Source organism: Novosphingobium lentum NBRC 107847 (assembly GCF_001590965.1).
GTDB lineage: Bacteria > Pseudomonadota > Alphaproteobacteria > Sphingomonadales > Sphingomonadaceae > Novosphingobium > Novosphingobium lentum.
The window spans coordinates 63,960-82,404 of the sequence record NZ_BCTW01000009.1 but is presented as its reverse complement, the minus strand read 5'-3'; the positions used below and the strand labels follow the sequence as shown (position 1 = coordinate 82,404).

Sequence of the window (18,445 nt, the reverse complement as noted above, 5' to 3'; positions counted from 1 at the left end):
GGAGCGACGCCACACAATGTCCAGCATGGACGTGAACCCGCCTGTACTGCGCCCGTTGTTCCGCAGCGGCCGCGCGCTGGCTTTTGCCATGGTGCTGCTGCCCTCGCTGCTGGCGTCGGTCGCCTGCCACGCCAGCGACGGCAGCGAGTGGGACCGGGCGCGCAACGCGCTGATCGCCTCGCAGCCCGGCGCGATGGGCCAGGCGGTTCAGCGCTGGCAGTTGCTGACCAGTTCCAACCGCTTCTCGTTCGATGACTATGCCGGGTTCGTGCTGGCCTACCCCGGCTTTCCCGACGAGGACAAGCTGCGCCGCAATGCCGAAGCCGCGCTGGACACGGGCACCACCCAGCCCAGCCGGCTGGTCGCCTTCTTCGACCGCGCGCCGCCGCTGACCAACCCGGCGCGCGCGCAATATGCGCTGGCGCTGCGGTCGATGGGCCGACCCGAGGCTGCCAGCGTGGCGCGTGCGGCGTGGCGCGGCGGGCCGATGAGCGATACCGCCGAAGCTGCGCTCGTCTCCACGTATGGCGCCAGCTTCACCCCTGACGATCAGGACGCGCGGATGGACGCGCTGTTGTGGGCGGGCGCGCAGCCGCAGGCCGAACGCCAGTTGGGCCTCGTCTCGCCCGCGCGGCGCGGGATCGACGCGGCGCGCCTGGCCACGCTGGCGGGCGCCGATCCGTTTTCGACCGGTACGCCGGTGGACGCCACCGCGCTCAACAGCGATCCAGGCTATATATATCTGCGCGTGCGGCAGCTGCGCAAGACCGGCCAGGGCATGGCCGCGCAAAGCCTGCTGGCGACGCGGCCCCGGCTGGCGCGCCAGCCGCTCAACCGCGACAAGTGGGTCGATGAGCTGCTGGTCAACGCGCGTTCGGCGGCAGCGTCGGGCAGCGCCCGCAGCGCGATCCGCATCGCCGCGAGCATCGACGACGCGTTCTCGCCGGGCGAGGATATCAGCCAGATGGCGTTCGACTTGCGCGACGACTACACCTCACTGATGTGGCTGGGCGGCTCGCAGGCGCTGTGGCAGGCCGGTTCGCCCGCCGATGCCGCGCCGCTGTTCTATCGCTACGGCGCCGCCGCGCGCACGCCGGGCACGAAGTCGAAAGGGTTCTACTGGGCGGGCTATGCCTCGGCGCAAGCCGGGCGCAGCGCCGATGCACAGGGCTATTTCGCCGCCGCAGCGCGCTATGGCGACCAGTTCTACGGCCAGCTTTCGCTCGAACGGCTGGGCCAGCCGGTGCCGCACTTCACCGCGCAGCCAACGGTCACCCCGACGCCCGAGGAACGGGCCGCGTTCCAGGCCGCTCCGCTGACGCAAGCGGTGCGCGAAGTGGCGCGCAGCGCCGACTGGAAGACCAGCATCCGCTTCTTCAAGGAGATATCGGAGCGTCAGGTGACCGAGGGCCAGCACTTGCTGGTGGCCGAACTGGCCCGCAACCTGGGCAGGCGCGATCTGGGCGTGATCGTGGGCGGCGCGGCGGGTGCGCGCGGCTACCTCGATTTCCAGCACATCGCGTTCCCGCTGATCCCGGTGCCTGCCGATGCGCAGAACAACTGGACGATGGTCCACGCCATCACCCGGCAGGAAAGCCAGTTCGCGCAGAACGCGCTGAGCCACGCCGGCGCGCGCGGGCTGATGCAGTTGATGCCCGGCACCGCCAACGAACAGGCCAACAAGCTGGGCCTTTCGTACAGTTCGAACGCGCTGATGGACGATCCCACATTCAACATCCGCGTCGGATCGGCCTATTTCCAGCGGCTGGTCGATTACTTCGGCGGCAGCCTGCCGCTGGCTGTCGCGGCCTACAACGCCGGGGCGGGCAACGTGAACAAGTGGCTGCGCAGCAACGGCGATCCGCGCAATGGCGGGATCGGCTGGATCGAATGGGTCGAGCGCATCCCGATCACCGAGACGCGCGGCTACGTCCAGCACGTGATGGAAAACGCGGTGGTCTATGAAGCGATGAACCCTGATCATGCCACGTACAACGGCCCCAATCCGCTCAGCCATTTCCTTGGCAAGCGCACCCCGGGCTAGATAGCGGCAGACATGAAGCCCGACGGCAACCCGATCACCCCGGCGGGGTTCGCCGCGCTGCGTGCGCGCTACGACCATCTGCTCGGCACCGAGCGGCCGGCGATCACCGAGATCGTCAGCTGGGCGGCGGGCAATGGCGACCGGTCGGAGAACGGCGACTACCTTTATGGCCGCAAGCGGACGCGCGAGATCGACCGCGAACTGACATGGCTGGCCAAGCGGATGAAAGCGGCGCGCGTGCTCGATCCGGCGCAGCAGCCCGACCGCACGCGCGTGTTTTTCGGTGCGACCGTCACCGTGGCCGACGACGACGACAACCACCGCACGGTCACGCTGGTGGGCGACGACGAGCAGGACGCCACGGCGGCACGCATCGGCTGGAGCTCTCCACTCGCGCGGGGCTTGCGCGGCGCGGCGGTGGGCGACGTGCGGCGGGTGACGCTGCCCGGCGGAGAGAAGGAATGGGAAGTCGTGGCCATCGCCTATCCGCTAGCGGGCGCGGTGCCTGCGGACGACGGAGTGGCGGTCGAGGTTGGCTTGGGCGGCGCGGCCTGATAGCAGCGCGGCGATGACCACGGGCCGCTTCTTCATCATGCGCCACGGCGAGACCGTGTACAACGCAACGCACCGGCTGCAGTCGAACACCATGCACACGCCGCTGACCGCGCTGGGCTGCGCGCAGGCGGTGACGATGGGCGTGGCGTTGCGCGCTGCGCTCGGCCCTGCCCCGCAGGCTGCCCTCCACGTCTCGGAAACCGGGCGCACGTTGCAGACGGCGTCGCTGCTGTGCCAGGAACTGGACTTCGACTGGTTCGCCGCGCGCCGCGATGTGGCGCTGTGGGAAATCGACATGGGCAGCTGGTGCGGCCGCAGTTACGGCGATGTCGAGGCCGAGTTCGGCCCGATCATGGACGCCGACCACTTGCTCACCCCCGCGCCCGACGGCGAAGATTACCCCGCCATCGCCGCGCGGCTGGCGCGCTGGCTTGGCTCCGTCGCCGATGCTCAACTTGCCGGCGGCGATCACATCGTAGTGATGCACGGCATTTCCAGCCGGGTGCTGCGCGGGATGATGGCGCGCTATCCGGTCCATCCGACATACGGCGTGCCGATCGCGCCGTCATTGGTGCAAGGCTCGATCGCGATGATCGAGGTGGGCGTCGAGAACGGGCGCGAGACGGTGCTGCTGGGCGCCGAACGCGGGATCGAACACGCATGAGCGGCGATGTGATCAACTTGCGCACCGCCCGCAAGGCCCGCCAGCGCAACGCGGCGCAAGCGCTGGCCGCGACCAACCGCGCCAGGTTCGGGCGGACCACGGCCGAAAAGCAGCGCGACGAACAAGCCCGCGACCTCGCCGACCGGCTGATCGACGGCGCGCAACGTGTGGCGCCAGAGGCGGAACGGGACTGATGCGCACCACGTTCGACGGCGCCACCGTGCGGCTCTACCATCTCGATGCCACGCCCGAAGGCGGGGCGGCGGCCACGCTGTTCTACGGTCCGCTGACCGAAGCGCTGCGCATCGCCGCCGAGCAGCCCGAAGAGGTGCAGGACGGCCTGTTCATCGCCACCGATAACGACGTGGTCGCCTATCTCGCCCTGATCGACGGATGAGGGTGGTGCGTCACTTTCGTTTCGCGACCGCGCTGCTGGCCCTGTGCGCCCTGCCCGCAACCCCTGCGCTGGCGCGCGACGGACTGGGCATTTTCGACGACTGGGGTGCGTTTCGCGATCCGAATGTGCCGCGCTGCTATGCCATCGCCATGGCGGCCGGATCGCGCGGGCGGAAGAACGATTTCCAGCCTTTCGCCACGGTCGGCCTGTGGCCGAAGCAGGGCTTGCGCAACGAAGTCCATTTCCGCCTGTCACGCCGCCTGGCCGCCGGATCGCCGGCCCGCTTGCGCATCGGCGACCAGAGCTTCGATCTCGCCACCGGACAGGGCGACGCCTGGGCGCAGGACAAGCGCATGGACGCAGCGATCGTCGCCGCCATGCGATCGGCCACCGGCATGACCGTGACCGCACGTGCGGCGGATGGCCGCGCGGTGCGCGACAGCTACCGCCTGTCGGGCGCGGGCAGCGCGATCGACGCCGCCAGTCTGGGCTGCGCGCAAGGTTGAGCCGTGCGAGACTGGACGCGAAGCGGGCCGAAGATCGCTCTCCGGCCCGCCGTTCGTCAGTTGATCGTCAGACGCAACGCCCGATCAGAAGCGCACACCCGCGCCGACCACGACCTGGTGACGGTCGGTGTCGATCCGGAAGCGGCTGCTGTCCGGCGTCTGCCCGTTGAAATCGAACTCGGCGCGGCGGTAGTTCGAATAGCGGTACTCCACCTTGGCATAGGCGTTGCGGCTCAGCGCCATTTCCGCGCCCGCGCCCACCCGGTAACCATCGGTGTCGAGCCGCTGGTTGAGGTTGGTGGTGCCGTCGGTGCCGAGCAGATTGTACCGCGCGTTGGTGTAGCCGCCCTTCACGTAGAGCATCGTGCGCGGCGAGATGACGTAACCAAGGCGCGCACCGGCATAGATGTCGCGGCCCGCCTTCACCCGACCGAGGTTGAAGCTGGCGGCGTTGACCGCGTTGTTCACCTTGGCGGTGCTGCCGGTCAGTTCGGCTTCTGCACCAAGCCGCAGGTTCTGGCCGAGCGGGACGTCGTAACCGATGTCGCCGCCGTACAGCAGCCCATCGATCGACTGGTCGCGGTCGCGCAACGCATCGTTGTCGACACTGCTGCCCGACTTGCTCTTGTCGTAGCCGATGATGGCGCCAACCCGCGGACCGGTGAAGGTTGAGCCGGCATCGTCGGGGGCGCCTTGCGCCATCGCGGGAACGGCCACCAGCGCAGTGCCGGCGGCGAGGATCGCGAGAATCGTCTTCATAAAATACTCCAATCAACCATTATGCTGTCGGCTTTGCGACCCGACAGGACCCTCAGAATGGCTGGGAGCGCGGCTGGTTTCATGAACCTCACACAACGAAAAAGTTGATGTATTTCTGCAACATCGTTGCGATGGAGCGCGGCTTTCAAGCCGACCGGCGGCGGGAACCCGGCGATGAGCGCGCCGTTCGCGCGTATCCTTTGCGCTTGGGGGCGCGGCTGCCTATATCGCGGCGATGAGCGCCACCTCCCTGATGACCATTCCCGGCCACGTCGATCCCGTGACCGTACCCCGCGATGCGATCACCGCGCGCGACGATGGCCGCGTCGATCTGATCGGCCTGCCCCGCGCCGCCATCGCCGCGCTGTTCGCCGAGGCCGGGCTCGATGCCAAGGCGGCCAAGCTGCGCTCGCGGCAGGTGTACCACTGGCTGTACCATCGCGGCGTGACCGAGTTCGAGGCGATGACCGACATCGCCAAGCCGATGCGGCCGTGGCTGACCGAGCGGTTCGTGATTGGCCGGCCCGAAGTGGTCGAGGCGCAAGTTTCCACCGACGGCACGCGCAAGTGGCTGTTGCGCACCGCCGACGCGCACGACTTCGAGATGGTGTTCATCCCCGACGCCGATCGCGGCACGCTGTGCGTGTCGAGCCAGGTCGGCTGCACGCTCAACTGCCGGTTCTGCCACACCGGCACGATGCGGCTGGTGCGCAACCTGACCCCGGGCGAGATCGTGGGCCAGGTCATGCTGGCGCGCGACGCGCTGGGCGAATGGCCCAAGGGCCGGATGGACGTCGCCGAGGAGGAAAGCGAAAGCGACTACACCTCCGACGGGCGCCTGCTGACCAACATCGTGATGATGGGCATGGGCGAGCCGCTCTACAATTTCGAGCATGTGCGCGACGCGCTCAAGCTGGTGATGGACGGCGACGGGCTGGCGCTGTCGAAGCGGCGGATCACCCTGTCGACCAGCGGCGTGGTGCCGATGATGGCCCGCGCCGGCGAGGAAATCGGCGTGAACCTGGCGGTCTCGCTCCACGCCACCAACAAGGACGTGCGCGACGAGATCGTGCCGATCAACCGCAAGTACGGTATCGAGGAACTGCTCCAGGCCTGCGCCGATTACCCCGGCGCCTCCAACGCGCGGCGGATCACGTTCGAGTATGTCATGCTTGACGGCAAGAACGACAGCGATGCCGACGCGCGCGAACTGGTGCGGCTGATCAAGCAATACCGCCTGCCGGCCAAGGTCAACCTGATCCCGTTCAACCCCTGGCCCGGCGCGCCGTATGAATGTTCCAGCCCCGAACGGATCAAGGCGTTTGCCCAGATCGTGTTCGACGGCGGCATCAGCGCACCGGTGCGCACGCCGCGCGGTCGCGACATCGACGCCGCCTGCGGCCAGCTCAAGACGGCGGCGGAAAAGAAGAGCCGCGCCGAGCTCGACCGGCTGGCCGAGGAAAAGCAGGCCGCGCTGGACTGAGCGCGGCGCAGGGGACAGTTTGCGAGCGGCGGGAACGCCGGACGGCCGTCTGCGTTTTCGTCGCGAATTCTGGCGACGGGAGATTTGGCCATGTCCATGCACCTTCTCGACCGGACGCTGAAGCGGCTGGTCCGGCACGGCACGCTGACGGTTCATGAACCGTCGGGCCGCACCTGGCACTACGGGGTGGCGCAGCCCGGTTGGCCCGACCTGGGGCTGCGGATCAACGACACCAAGGTCACGCGCTTCCTGGCGCTCCACCCCCGCATCGGCATGGGCGAGGCGTTCATGGACGGCCGCGTCGAGATCGAGGGCGGCGACATCATGGACTTCATCCGGTTCATCCGTCGCAACACGCCGTGGGAACAGCCCGGCGACATCGATCCGCCGGGCTGGCTGCATCGCACCACCAAGCTGATCGCCAGCCGGCTCGACCAGTTCAATGGCCGCAACGCCGCCCGCGCCCACGTCGCGCACCACTACGATCTCGACGACCGGCTCTACGACCTGTTCCTCGACGCCAACCGCCAGTACAGCTGCGCCTACTGGGAGGACGGGGTCACCGATCTCGACACCGCACAGATCGCCAAGATGGACCACATCGCCGCCAAGTTGCAGCTGGAGCCGGGGATGCGCGTGCTCGATATCGGCTGCGGCTGGGGCGGGATGGCGCTGCATCTCCACCGCATCGCCGGGGTCGAAGTGCACGGCGTGACGCTGAGCAAGGAGCAGATCACCTACGCCAAGGCCTGGGCGAGCCGGGAAGGCGTGGCGGACAAAGTCACGTTCGGGCTTACCGACTACCGCGACGTGCCCGGAACTCAAGATGGCGGTCGGTTCGATCGCATCGTCTCGGTCGGCATGTTCGAACATGTCGGCGCTCCCAATTTCGGCGCGTTCTTTGCCAAGTGCCACGATCTGCTCGCCGACGACGGCGTGATGCTGCTGCACACCATCGGTCGCGCCGACCCGCCCGGCGCCACCGACGATTTCACCCGCAAGTACATCTTCCCCGGCGGCTACATCCCCGCGCTGAGCGAGACCGTGGCGGCGAGCGAGCCCAACAAGCTGATGCTGTCCGACGTCGAGATTCTGCGCGTCCACTACGCCAAGACCTTGCTCGAATGGTATCGCCGCTGCGTGGCGCAGAAGCGCCGCATCGTGGAGGTCTACGACGAGCGGTTCTACCGCATGTGGCTGTTCTACCTCGCCGGTGCCGCCACCGCGTTCGAGGATGGCGGGCTGGTCAACTTCCAGCTGCAGTACGTCCGCTCGCGCTGGGCGCTGCCGCTGACCCGTGACTACATAGCCGCGAACGAGGCCGGCTTTCGCACTGCCCGCCAGCACTCCGCCGGGCCTGCGCCCGTGCTCGAACGGTCAGCGACCTTTTAGCTCGCGGACCAGCGCCGGCGCCGGATAGATGGTCTCAAGCGCCTGTTCGACCGCAGCGGTGCTGACCACCACGGTGCGGTTGACGTCGCCCTGATAACCATAGTTGCCGCCCAGCGAGTGGATGTTGCCGTCGAACGCCGCGCCGATCACCGCGCCGGTGCGATCGACCACGGGCGATCCCGAATTGCCGCCGATGATGTCGTTGGTGGTCACGAAATCGTACGGCGTGGCCTTGTCGATCTTCGCCGCGTTGGCGGTGAACGCGCTGGCCAGCACGAACGGTTCATTGCCCGTGGCCCGTTCGAACGCGCCGCCCATCGTGGTCACCGGCGTGACCTCCTGCCCGCGTTCCTTCCAGCCCTGCACCTTGCCGTAGCTGACACGCAGCGTGAACGTGGCGTCGGGGTAGAGCGTGTCGCCATAAGCGGCAAAGCGTGCGTCGGCGAGCTTGGCCCCGGCGGCGCTTAGCGGGCCCTGGTAGCGCTCGTCGACCAGCTTCTGCAACGCCCGGTCACGCGCCTCGATCAGCCGCGCATAAACGATCAACGGATCCTTCGACGCCTCGATCGCCGCTTCTCCGCCTTCCAGCAGCGCCTTGCGCACCGCCGGATCGGCCAGCGTGCTGCCGCCGACCAGCCGTTCGGCCAGGCCTTCGGGCGATTCGCTGCCCAGCATCAGCCTGGTATCCGGATCGTCGGCGCCCAGATATTCGCGCGCCTTGGAAAAGCTCCACTCCAATCGCAGCTGTTCGAGCCACGGATAGATCGGCCGCTCGTCGAGCAACTGCTTTTCCAGCAGCGGCAGCGCGGAATCGGTGTAGCCCGGCAGCCGTTCGCCATTGGGCTTGGTCCGCTCGATCGCGACGCGCACCAGCGTGTGGGCATAATCGTAAAGGTCGCTCTGCGGGTTGATGAAGCGGTAGGGCAGGTAGACCTCGCGGTAGGCGCCCACCGACTTGGCGACATCGCCCCACGGATCGCCGATCGCGGCATTGCCCGCGCTGCGCTGCTTCAGCGTCGCCTCGTTGTCGGCCAGCGTCTTGACGAAACCGGGATCGTTGAGCGCCTTCTGGCGGCCGATGAACACCTTCAGGCTGTTCTCGATGCCGAACAGCGTGTCGGCGCCCTCGCGCTTTTTCTCCGCGCTCTGCTCCATCGCGGTGAGCAGCCGGCCGCGCAGTTCGGAATAGACGGCCAGCGTGATCGGCAGCGACACCTCGCGCTGGAACGCCAGCTGGTCGGACGTGAACAACCGCTGGGTCGAGCCGGGGTTGCCGACCACGAACGTCGCCTCGCCTACCTTGGGCGCGCGCGGGCTCCACTTGAGGAAGCTGGCGACTTTCACCGGCTTGCCGTTCTCGTAAGCGCGCAGGAACGAGGCATCGAGCGCATAGCGCGGGTAGTTGAAGTTGTCGGGATCGCCGCCGAAGAACGCCGCCTGGAATTCGGGCGCCCACACCAGCCGCACGTCGGAATACTTGCGGTAGGTGTACAGCTTGTACTGCCCGCCGCCGAACAGCGTCACCACCTGGCAGCGCGTGGTCGCGGTATCGGTGCAGCCGGCCTTTTCGATTTCGGCGATCTTGCCATCGCGCGCCTTGATCCGCGCCTCACCCTCCAGCGTGCCCATCGCGCCCTTGACCGCGCCGCTGACGTCGCTGATCGCGGTGACCACTTCGGCCTGCTGGCCGGGGCACTTGCGTTCCTCGGTCCGGGTGGCGGCGATGAAGCCCCTGGCGACCAGATCCTTGTCCTGCGTCGACAGGTTCTGCGCGCAATCGACGACGCAGTGATGGTTGGTCAGGATCAACCCGGCCGGCGACACGAAGCTGGCCGAACAGCCGCCCGTCAGCCGCACTGCCGAGGCGCGCACCCGGTCGAGCCATTGCCGGTCGGGCGCAAAGCCATAATCCTTGCGCATCTGCTCGGCGGGAAACGCATCGAACGTCCACATCCCCTCGTCGGCAAGCGCAGGGGCGGAGCTGAGTGCCGCCGCCATCGGCAGCGCGGAGGCAAGCAGCAGGTTGCGAAGATTCGGAAGGCTGATGCGCATGGCGAAGATCCTGAAACGAAACGAAGTTGACGAAGTTTACACACCCTTCGCCGGGCAGTCCGGGTCCCGGCGCGCAAACGACACCGGCGTTTTTCGAAAAGCCGCGTCGCATCCCGCAAAGGGCAAGCGGCGGCTTGGTCGTTGGTGCGGGTTACATGCGGCGGGCATGGCGCAAGGACTGCCACGTCAGGCGCCTGTAGGAAACCGATTTTCCGCCCGTCTCCGGCCCGCCCCGGTTCGACTTGCGATTTGGACTTGCAACACTCGATTGCGTCCATAGTCTGCACACCCATGTGGCTGCTTGAACAGATGCTTCGCCGGGCGATCCGCAAAGGACAGCTCATCATTACCGATCATGACGGCAAGGTGGCCACGTTCGGCCCCGGACCCGAAGGCATGGATTCGCGCGGCCCCATCCGTGCGCGGCTGACCGACAAGGGCGCCGGAAACCACATCGCCCGCTACCCCCGCGTCGGCGCGGGCGAGGCGTACATGGACGGGCGGCTGGTAATCGAACCCCCGCACGACATCCGCGACCTGATCCTGTTCGTGGCCGCCAATGCCGAGGGCGAGCACAACAAGCATTTCAACGCCAAGGGCCCGCTGCGCAAGCTGGTCGATCGCACCGCCGCCAAGATCGACAGCTTCAACAACCAGCGTTCGGCGCGCCGGAATGCCGAATACACCTACAACCTCACCCGCCAGCTGTACGAGCTGTTCCTCGACGAGGACCGCCAGTACACCATGGCCTATTACCGCGATCCGGCGATGAGCCTGGAACAGGCGCAGCTCGACAAGAAGGCGCACATCGCCGCCAAGCTGTATCTCGACCGCGCCACCAGCTCCGGCAAGCGCGTGCTCGATATTGGCTGCGGCTGGGGCGGCCTCGCGCTGTACCTGCACAAGCATTACGACGTCGATGTGCTGGGCGTGGCGCTGGCGCCCGACCAGATCGAATTCTGCCGCGAACGCGCCGTGCAGGCCGGGGTCAGCGATCGCGTGAAGTTCGAGCTGATGGACTACCGCGACGTGACCGGGCAGTTCGACCGGATCACTTCGGTCGGCCTGCTCGAACATGTCGGCACGCCGCAATATCCCGCGTTCTACGAAACCACCGCGCGGCTGCTCAAGCCCGACGGGGTGATGTTTTCGCACTGCTGCGGCCGCGCCGGCCCGCCCGGGGTGACCGACGCCTGGACGCGCAAGTACATCTTCCCCGGCGGTTATATTCCCGCGCTGTCCGAACTAGTCGGGCAAAGCGAGAAGTACGGCTGGGAAGTCACCGATGTCGAGGCGATGCGCTTCCACTATTCGCTGACGCTGGAGGAATGGTACAACCGCACCCAGCAGCACCGCGCCGAGATCACCGCGCTGTATGACGAGCGGTTCTACCGGATGTGGGAATTCTACCTCGCCGGCGCCCAGCAGGCGTTCCGCTACGGCGGGCTGGTCAACTGGCAGATCCAGTACGTGAAGCGGCGCGACGCCATTCCGATGACGCGCGACTGGATCGTCGAGGAAAGCGCCCGCCTGCGCGCCGCCGACGTCGCGCCCGCCTGGCACCTTGCCGCCGACGTGCGCGAGGCGGCAGAATAGCGCCAACGGGACTGCCGCACGCACCGCCAGCGGTTGCGATGTTGGAAGCGGGCTGTTAGGCGGCGCGCGCCGTTCCGTTGCCGGAAGGGCGCCCTTTTCCTGCCGGAGCCTGCCCACGATGTCCGAGCCGATCAAGCGTGTCGTCCTTGCCTATTCGGGCGGCCTCGACACCTCCGTCATCCTCAAGTGGCTGCAGGTCACCTATAATTGCGAGGTGGTGACCTTCACCGCCGATCTCGGCCAGGAAGGCGAGTTGGAACCGGCGCGCGAGAAGGCGGTGCTGATGGGGGTGAAGCCCGAGCATATCTACATCGACGATGTGCGCGAGGAATTCGTGCGCGACTTCGTGTTCCCGATGATGCGCGCCAACGCCCGTTATGAGGGCGACTATCTGCTCGGCACCTCGATCGCCCGCCCGCTGATCTCCAAGCGGCTGGTCGAGATCGCCCGCGAGACCGGCGCCGACGCGGTCGCCCATGGCGCTACCGGCAAGGGCAACGATCAGGTTCGCTTCGAGCTTGGCGTCGCCGCGCTGGCGCCCGATCTCAAGGTCATCGCACCGTGGCGTGAATGGGATCTCACCAGCCGCACCGCGCTGATCGCCTGGGCCGAACAGCATCAGATCCCCGTGCCCAAGGACAAGCGCGGCGAAAGCCCGTTCTCGACCGACGCCAACCTCCTGCACACCTCGTCCGAGGGCAAGGTGCTCGAGGATCCGTGGGAGGAAGTGCCCGACTACGTCTATAGCCGCACGGTCAACCCCGAGGACGCGCCGGATGTGCCCGAATACATCACGGTCGATTTCGAACGCGGCGACGGCGTGGCGTTGAACGGCACGGCAATGAGCCCGGCAACGCTGCTCACCGCGCTCAACGAGCTTGGCCGCAAGCACGGCATCGGCCGGCTCGACCTGGTCGAGAACCGCTTCGTCGGCATGAAAAGCCGCGGCATGTACGAGACGCCGGGCGGCGAAATCTACGCCCGCGCCCATCGCGGTATCGAACAGATTACGCTCGACCGGGGGGCCGCGCACCTCAAGGACGAGTTGATGCCCAAGTATGCCGAGCTGATCTACAACGGCTTCTGGTTCGCTCCGGAGCGCGAGATGCTGCAGGCCGCGATCGATCACAGCCAGGCCGGGGTCAACGGCACCGTGCGGCTCAAGCTGTACAAGGGCATGGCGCAAGTGGTCGGCCGCAAATCGCCCGACAGCCTGTACTCCGAGCGCCACGTGACGTTCGAGGATGACGCCGGCGCCTACGACCAGAAGGACGCGGCGGGCTTCATCCGCCTTAACGCGCTGCGGTTGCGCCTGCTGGCCCAGCGCGACCGGTAAATTCCACTCGAATCAACGCATCAAAACGGTTGTCCACCGCAATCGGACTGCCTGTGGATAAGTGCGCGCATTTTCTGCTTGCACGACTCGTCAACAGAGCGCAGCATTCCTGTGTCGGAGCGAGAAACCGAACTGAAGATCGAGGTGCAAACCACTGAACTTACAGCGAAATTTTCGCATCGATGCGGTACAAGTCAACCGTCTTCAACGGCCCTGAAAATCGTGTTCCGGCACGAACTTCACGGCCAGAGAATCAACGGAAAAGCTGGTGCCGGACGGCCATGGAACGCGGACTTTCGAACGCCGGTCGGCAGGATGATTTCGATCATCCTGACAATGGCGGAACAGGCCCGAAAACCAGAACCGAAGCGATCCTTTCCTCGTGGAAGGCCGTCTGCCCGAAAGGCGCCGCAAGGTGTCGTGACAGCAGGAGCGGTGCTGCGGGAAAAAGATCGACGCCAACCCCAGGCCGAGAGGCCGGTGAAACGCGCTTCGCCGCGCCGGTCGCAAGACCGGCAGCCGGTTGAACCGAAGCGGATAGCGGCCCGACGGCTTGAAAACCCGGACGGCAGCGGCCCAGGGGCTTCGTGCCCCGAAGGCAATCCGCACACGGACATCGGTGCAGGCAAAGTGGCAATCCGCCAGTGGTGGGCGAGCGTGGGGGCCGGCAGCGATGCCGGCCCTCATTTTCGTTGGGCTCCCCCACTTTCCGGTCATTCCCCGCCTTCCGCTCAATAACGCCTCCCGCTACTGCTTCGCCAGCTGGCCGCGCAGCGCGCCCTTGGGGTAGTCGGCGGTGTGGATGTTGACGTAGTAACCGGCCGGATTGGCGACGATGTCCTTGATCTTGGCGGGCTCCATCGCCACGCATTCGTCGTCCTTGGGGCCGGTGACGTCGATCGTGGCGAGCGGCGGGCCGTCGGCGCCCGCCGCGCCGGTGTGGACATGCGCCATGGTCGGCTTGGCGATCTTGTCGCCGGTGAGCTTGTAGCAGAAATCGCCCGAATCGGGATCGGCCTCGGCGCGGAAAGTGCCGGCGCCATCGGCATCGCCGCCGGCGGTTTCCGCCGCGCCGGTCAGCGTGGCGGTGAGCACCACCGGCGCCGCCAGGGCGCTGGCCGGCAGCAGCACCGTGGCCAGCGGCAGGGTCATCGACGACAACAAACGGTTCATCACGGATCTCCTCGAAAGCATCGCAGTCCCGGACGGACGGGGCGGATTCGCACCCCCCGTTCCGCCCGGCAGGCTACACCCGCCCCGCCCGCACTTCAAACCCGACCCGCGCCCCGTCACACCGTGCTGGCATACCCCACCAGCAGGCAGGCGACCGACAGGATGCCGATCCGCGCCCACGACGCCGGTTCGTGGTAGATCGTCACGCCCACGCCGATCACCACCAGCGGGACCACCGCCGCCAGCAACGGGATGACCGTGCCCAGCGGCGCGCCGCCGCGGATCAGTTCGGCCAGCGACCAGAACGAGACGAGGTAGACGGCCAGGCACGCGCCGGTCCAGGCGGGGTTGCGAAAGCCTTCGGTGCGCGGCAGCAGCGACGAGCCGAGCACTTGGGTCACGACCAGAAAAGCGAACAGCCCCAGCACTTTGGGTGACAATGCAGTCATCGGACATCCCCTCCGTCCGGCCGCTGCGGGAACGGTCCCGCGCCGGATCGACCGCGCGGAGCCGTGCGGAGCGCAGCCCCCGTCTCTGCCCCCGCCGGCAATGCGAACCTACCCCATCGCGCGCCCGCGCCCACTGGCGCATTGATCAGCACCCCAATGGCCCCAACGCGCGCGGGCCGGCGCCGCGAAGTTGACGAAGTTGACACACCCGGTCGCAAAGTTCGCGGCCCCCCGCCGAACCGGCCCAGCCCCCGCTACATCGCGATGAAATTGGATGGATCCACCCCCACTCCGCTCATCCAGAGCGAAGTCGAGGGATGTTGCGCCACATCCAGTGGTGGCAAGACGTGTCTCGACTTCGCTCGACATGAACGGAGTTTGGGCGATTTCATCGCGCTCTGACCGATCGCCGCCCGCATCGCACGACTTGAACTCGATCGGCCCCCATCCGTCCGCCTCACCATCCCCGCCCGCCTCGATGGCATCCACCCGCGCCAGCACCGCGGCAAAGCGCGCGTCCCAGGTCGCGGCGGCGGCATCCTGCACCGCGCGGAATTGCGCGGTGCGCGGATCGTCGTCCCCGGTATCGTCATCCCCGGTTTCGGGGCCATCCTGCGCGTCACCCGGCTCGCCCGCCCCGTCCGGCTCCGCCCCCTCGCCATCCTCTGCCCCGGCGCAGGCGTCGGAGTAATCGAGCAGCGCATCGTGGATGAATTCGGGCCGCGCCGGGGTGGCCGGTTGCCAGCCTTGCGCGGCATATTCGCCGCACTCGGTCTGGCCATCGGCGATCGCGGCGAGCAGTTCGTCGAACCGCGCGGCGGTGGCGCAGGCCAGTTCGTCGCCCGCGCGCGCATCGAGCCGCGCCAGGTGCGCCAGCAGCAGCTTGCCGTCGAAGCGCCGTTTCGCGCCGACCGGCTCGCCGCGATAGAACACCGTCTCGACCACCCCGTCGATCGCGCGTTCGGCCAGCACTTGCTCGGCCGCCTCGCGCGCCAGCACCAGCGCCCCGTCCCAGCCTTGCGCGAACACCGGATCGCGGCGGCGCAAGACATAGGCCGCCTGCGCCGACAGCGCGACGCGCGCGGCGGCGACGCGCACATTGCCGCCGCGCGCCAGCGCTGCCAGAAACCGCACCTGCCGCGCCGGCGTCCACCCGTCATGGCGCGCCGGGGGAGGCGCAGACGCGGCATCGTCCCCGCTCCCGCCTGCGGGAGGCGCCGGGGGTGGGCCCGCGCCATCACCCCTGAACGCCGCATCGGTCTCGCTCAGGAACCGCTCGCGCCAGTCCCCCGGCGGCGGCACGGCGCGCGGGCCGGTCAGCGGCGCATCGGCGTCCGCAGCGTCATGCCCCAGCAGTTCGGCCTCATGCGCCAGCGCGCGCGCCGCCGCGCCGAACGGATCGGCCGCCGCTTCCAGCTCCAGCGCCGAAGGCTTGCGCCTGCGCCCGCCCGCAGCCCCACCCGTTGCCCCACCCGTAGTCTGGGTGCGCGCCTTGCCGGTGCCACTGCTGTTGATCCGGGGGGCCGAGGCCGCACCCCAGTCATCGTCGAACCGCTCCTCCGGCACCCACCCGCGCCCGAAACCGCGATCAGCCCGATCAACCATGCGCCTGCTCCTTGGAACATTAAGGGAACAGGTGGGTGTAGCGGGGTGGGGGCGTGTAGGAAAATGGAAATCGTCATGCTGAACTTGTTTCAGCATCCATCGTGCCGCACGCGCGGAGCGTCGAATAGCGCGCGCGGCAAAGGCGTGTGCACCCTCTTGCTTCGCGTGGGCGGAGGGATGGGTCCTGAAACAAGTTCAGGATGACAGTGAGACAGGCAGTTACACCAGACCCCCGTCATGCTGAACGCGTTTCAGGGTGACGAGGCGGGATACCGATTCCGCCAAATCGGCGTCATGCTGAACTTGTTTCAGCATCCATCGTGCCGCAAGCGCCGAAGCCATGAGCCGTGCGGACCGCCAGCCCTGCACCTATATTCTTGCCAGCAGGCCCTACGGCACACTGTATATCGGGGTGACGTCCGATCTTGTCCGCCGCCTGTGGCAGCACCGCAACGGCGCGTTGCCGGGCTTCTCTGACCGTTACGCGATCTATCGCCTCGTTCGCTACGAACTGTTCGGCGACATGGACCTCGCCATTGCGCGCGAGAAGCAGTTGAAGAACTGGCACAGGCCGTGGAAGATCACGCTGATCCAGACGGACAACCCCGACTGGCACGATCTGGCTCCGGGGCTGGGCCTGCCACCGCTTGCTCCGCGCGGACCGAGAAATGGACTCTGAAACAAGTTCAGGATGACAGTGCGAGGATGGCGATGAGTGTGGGGACGCCCCCTACAACAACGTCCCCTGCTGGCTGCGGTCCTCGCGCTTGGCGCTTTTCAGCACGCTGGCGTCCACCCATGGGATGTCGGGCTTTTTGCCCTGGAACAGTTCGGCCAGCGTCAGGATTTGCAGGCGCGGGTGGGCCTTGCCGGTGACTTCGCTGTTGAGCACGCCCACGGCGGCGGCTTCGGTGCGCATCGGCTTGGTCGGCAGGCCCTTGCAGATGAAGATGCCGATCGGCGCTTTCTCGCGCTCCATCGCGGAATGCAGGTCGCGGATCATCTTCACGTCCACGTTGTCGCCGCCCTTGACCGAGACCAGCGCCTTTTCGGTGCGCTTGCCGTCGGGCTTGAAATAGATGATCCCGTCCACCCCGCCGTCGGCGCCTTTTTTCTTGCCGCCATAGGGGTGCGCATCGACCAGACTGCACGCCCACCACTGGAACTGGTACTTGTCGCGCGCCGCCAGATCCATCGCGGCGTTGAGGTCCTTGGGCGTGCCTTCCACCTGCATGGCGATGCCGGGGAAGGCATCCTTCATCCGCTTTTCGATCAGCGTGATCGCCAGATGGGTAACGTCGATGCCGATCCACTGGCGGTGGAGTTTTTCGGCGGCGTGGATCGCGGTGCCGCAGCCGCAGAACGGATCGAGCACCACGTCGCCCTCGTTTGACGAGGCGGCGATGATCCGTTCGAGCAGCGCCAGCGGTTTTTGCGTGGGATAGCCGAGGCCCTCACTTGATCTATTATTGATTATTGGGAGGTCTGCCCAAAGATTCTGGAGCGGCACTCCCGGCATTTCGTCCAAGTATCGCTTGTATTGTGGAACCGCGCCCGGCTGCGTCTGGATAATCCTACCTTGTTCGATGAGTGCGGCCATCTTCTCCCGAGAATATCGCCAATGGCGTGAGACACCCATCACTTCGTAATAGGGGTTGCCCTTTTCTGCTCCGCCCGGTCCCTGAATGTTATCCAAGCGATAGCGGCGGCCATCGGGTTCTAGGCGACGATAGTCTCGATCAATGTATCCCTGATCGTATGGCGTATAGAGCACGTTCCAAATGCGTTTCGAGCCTTTGGAATAGAACAAAATCGTATCAGTCAAACGACCGAAATGCTGTGCTCCCTGCTTTGCGTCGCTATGCGCGTGTGACCGCTTCCAAGTGATTTCGTTGACGAACTTATCCGCCCCAAACACCCCGTCCAGCAGCAGCTTGAGGTAGTGGCTCGCAGTCGGATCGCAGTGCAGATACAGGCTGCCGGTGGGTTTGAGCACGCGGTGCAGTTCGAGCAGCCGCACCGCCATCATGGCGAGGTACGCCATCATGTCGTTGTCGCCCAGAAAATCGCGCATCGCGCGCAGCAGGTCGAACGCCTTGGTGTTGCCCGACCGCATGACTTCATCGAAAGCGTGTTCGGCGGTGTCGTTCCAGTGCCAGGTATCCTCGAACGCCTCGATCTGCGCGTCGCTGTTCTGCCCCTCGGGCGATTTGAACAGGATGTTGTAGTTGGCGTTCGAATTGAACGGCGGATCAAGATAGATCAGGTCCACGCTGTCATCCTTCACATGCTCGCGCAGCACCTGAAGATTGTCACCATAAAAGAGCGTGTTGGTCATGGAGCCTCCGCGACGGGGGATGCCCTGCTTCGTGTGGGCGCGCAACCTCGTCATGCCGAACTTGTTTCAACATCCATCGGGCGGCGGGCGCGACGT

Annotated in this window: 17 protein-coding genes; 11 read left to right on the top strand and 6 right to left on the bottom strand. The window is 66.7% G+C overall.

Annotated elements, in window-relative coordinates:
- The first annotated feature begins 16 nt into the window (after positions 1-16).
- From NL2_RS09645 to NL2_RS09620, 6 genes are read left to right on the top strand one after another with little or no spacing between them, the layout of a single operon-like run.
- Positions 17-2,044, top strand: a complete 2,028-nt coding sequence (locus NL2_RS09645; protein ID WP_068074157.1) for a lytic transglycosylase domain-containing protein — start codon at positions 17-19, stop codon at positions 2,042-2,044.
- 12 nt (positions 2,045-2,056) lie between these two features.
- On the top strand, positions 2,057-2,599 hold the full coding sequence (locus NL2_RS09640) for a GreA/GreB family elongation factor (protein ID WP_068074156.1): 543 nt from the start codon (positions 2,057-2,059) through the stop codon (positions 2,597-2,599).
- A gap of 13 nt (positions 2,600-2,612) precedes the next feature.
- Positions 2,613-3,263: a histidine phosphatase family protein gene (locus NL2_RS09635; RefSeq protein ID WP_068074153.1), complete on the top strand. Its 651-nt coding sequence runs from the start codon at positions 2,613-2,615 to the stop codon at positions 3,261-3,263.
- The gene (locus NL2_RS09630) at positions 3,260-3,457 is read left to right on the top strand and encodes a DUF4169 family protein (protein ID WP_068074151.1); all 198 of its coding nucleotides are present in this window, start codon (positions 3,260-3,262) and stop codon (positions 3,455-3,457) included. The genes NL2_RS09635 and NL2_RS09630 overlap by 4 nt, the downstream gene beginning before the upstream one ends.
- A complete protein-coding gene (locus NL2_RS09625) occupies positions 3,457-3,660 on the top strand; it encodes a hypothetical protein (protein WP_068074148.1) in 204 nt (67 codons plus the stop codon). The genes NL2_RS09630 and NL2_RS09625 overlap by 1 nt, the downstream gene beginning before the upstream one ends.
- On the top strand, positions 3,657-4,166 hold the full coding sequence (locus tag NL2_RS09620; protein ID WP_068074146.1) for an invasion associated locus B family protein: 510 nt from the start codon (positions 3,657-3,659) through the stop codon (positions 4,164-4,166). Before NL2_RS09625 ends, NL2_RS09620 begins: the two co-directional genes overlap by 4 nt.
- 84 nt (positions 4,167-4,250) lie before the next feature.
- Here the strand turns inward: NL2_RS09620 and NL2_RS09615 are convergent, their stop codons facing one another.
- Entirely contained in the window at positions 4,251-4,925 is a 675-nt protein-coding gene (locus NL2_RS09615; RefSeq protein ID WP_068074144.1) for an outer membrane protein, read from the bottom strand.
- A gap of 235 nt (positions 4,926-5,160) precedes the next feature.
- On the opposite strand from NL2_RS09615, the gene rlmN reads away from it, so the two are divergent.
- Positions 5,161-6,408, top strand: a complete 1,248-nt coding sequence (gene rlmN, locus NL2_RS09610; protein ID WP_068074142.1) for a dual-specificity RNA methyltransferase RlmN — start codon at positions 5,161-5,163, stop codon at positions 6,406-6,408.
- Between the two features lie 96 nt (positions 6,409-6,504).
- On the top strand, positions 6,505-7,800 hold the full coding sequence (locus tag NL2_RS09605; RefSeq protein ID WP_068074388.1) for an SAM-dependent methyltransferase: 1,296 nt from the start codon (positions 6,505-6,507) through the stop codon (positions 7,798-7,800).
- Here the strand turns inward: NL2_RS09605 and NL2_RS09600 are convergent.
- Positions 7,786-9,852, bottom strand: a complete 2,067-nt coding sequence (locus NL2_RS09600) for a S46 family peptidase (RefSeq protein ID WP_068074140.1) — start codon at positions 9,850-9,852, stop codon at positions 7,786-7,788. The genes NL2_RS09605 and NL2_RS09600 overlap by 15 nt on opposite strands.
- 291 nt (positions 9,853-10,143) lie before the next feature.
- Between NL2_RS09600 and NL2_RS09595 the strand changes: the two genes are divergently transcribed.
- Together NL2_RS09595 and NL2_RS09590 are read left to right on the top strand one after the other, a co-directional pair.
- Positions 10,144-11,448: an SAM-dependent methyltransferase gene (locus NL2_RS09595; protein WP_068074138.1), complete on the top strand. Its 1,305-nt coding sequence runs from the start codon at positions 10,144-10,146 to the stop codon at positions 11,446-11,448.
- A gap of 118 nt (positions 11,449-11,566) precedes the next feature.
- The gene (locus NL2_RS09590; protein ID WP_068074136.1) at positions 11,567-12,784 is read left to right on the top strand and encodes an argininosuccinate synthase; all 1,218 of its coding nucleotides are present in this window, start codon (positions 11,567-11,569) and stop codon (positions 12,782-12,784) included.
- A gap of 747 nt (positions 12,785-13,531) precedes the next feature.
- Here NL2_RS09590 and NL2_RS21160 read toward each other — a convergent pair.
- The 3 genes from NL2_RS21160 to NL2_RS09575 all read right to left on the bottom strand — a co-directional run bounded on the left by NL2_RS21160 (position 13,532) and on the right by NL2_RS09575 (position 16,011).
- The gene (locus tag NL2_RS21160) at positions 13,532-13,957 is read right to left on the bottom strand and encodes a CHRD domain-containing protein (RefSeq protein WP_068074134.1); all 426 of its coding nucleotides are present in this window, start codon (positions 13,955-13,957) and stop codon (positions 13,532-13,534) included.
- A 116-nt stretch (positions 13,958-14,073) separates the two neighbouring features.
- On the bottom strand, positions 14,074-14,406 hold the full coding sequence (locus NL2_RS21155) for a DMT family transporter (protein WP_068074132.1): 333 nt from the start codon (positions 14,404-14,406) through the stop codon (positions 14,074-14,076).
- A gap of 108 nt (positions 14,407-14,514) precedes the next feature.
- A complete protein-coding gene (locus NL2_RS09575) occupies positions 14,515-16,011 on the bottom strand; it encodes a hypothetical protein (RefSeq protein WP_068074130.1) in 1,497 nt (498 codons plus the stop codon).
- 340 nt (positions 16,012-16,351) lie between these two features.
- Between NL2_RS09575 and NL2_RS09570 the strand changes: the two genes are divergently transcribed.
- Positions 16,352-16,690 carry a GIY-YIG nuclease family protein gene (locus NL2_RS09570; RefSeq protein WP_068074128.1) on the top strand — a complete coding sequence of 113 codons (339 nt, stop codon included), beginning with the start codon at positions 16,352-16,354 and terminating at the stop codon, positions 16,688-16,690.
- Positions 16,691-16,741: 51 nt separating this feature from the next.
- Here the strand turns inward: NL2_RS09570 and NL2_RS09565 are convergent, their stop codons facing one another.
- A complete protein-coding gene (locus tag NL2_RS09565) occupies positions 16,742-18,349 on the bottom strand; it encodes a DNA methyltransferase (RefSeq protein ID WP_068074126.1) in 1,608 nt (535 codons plus the stop codon).
- Positions 18,350-18,445: the final 96 nt, after the last annotated feature.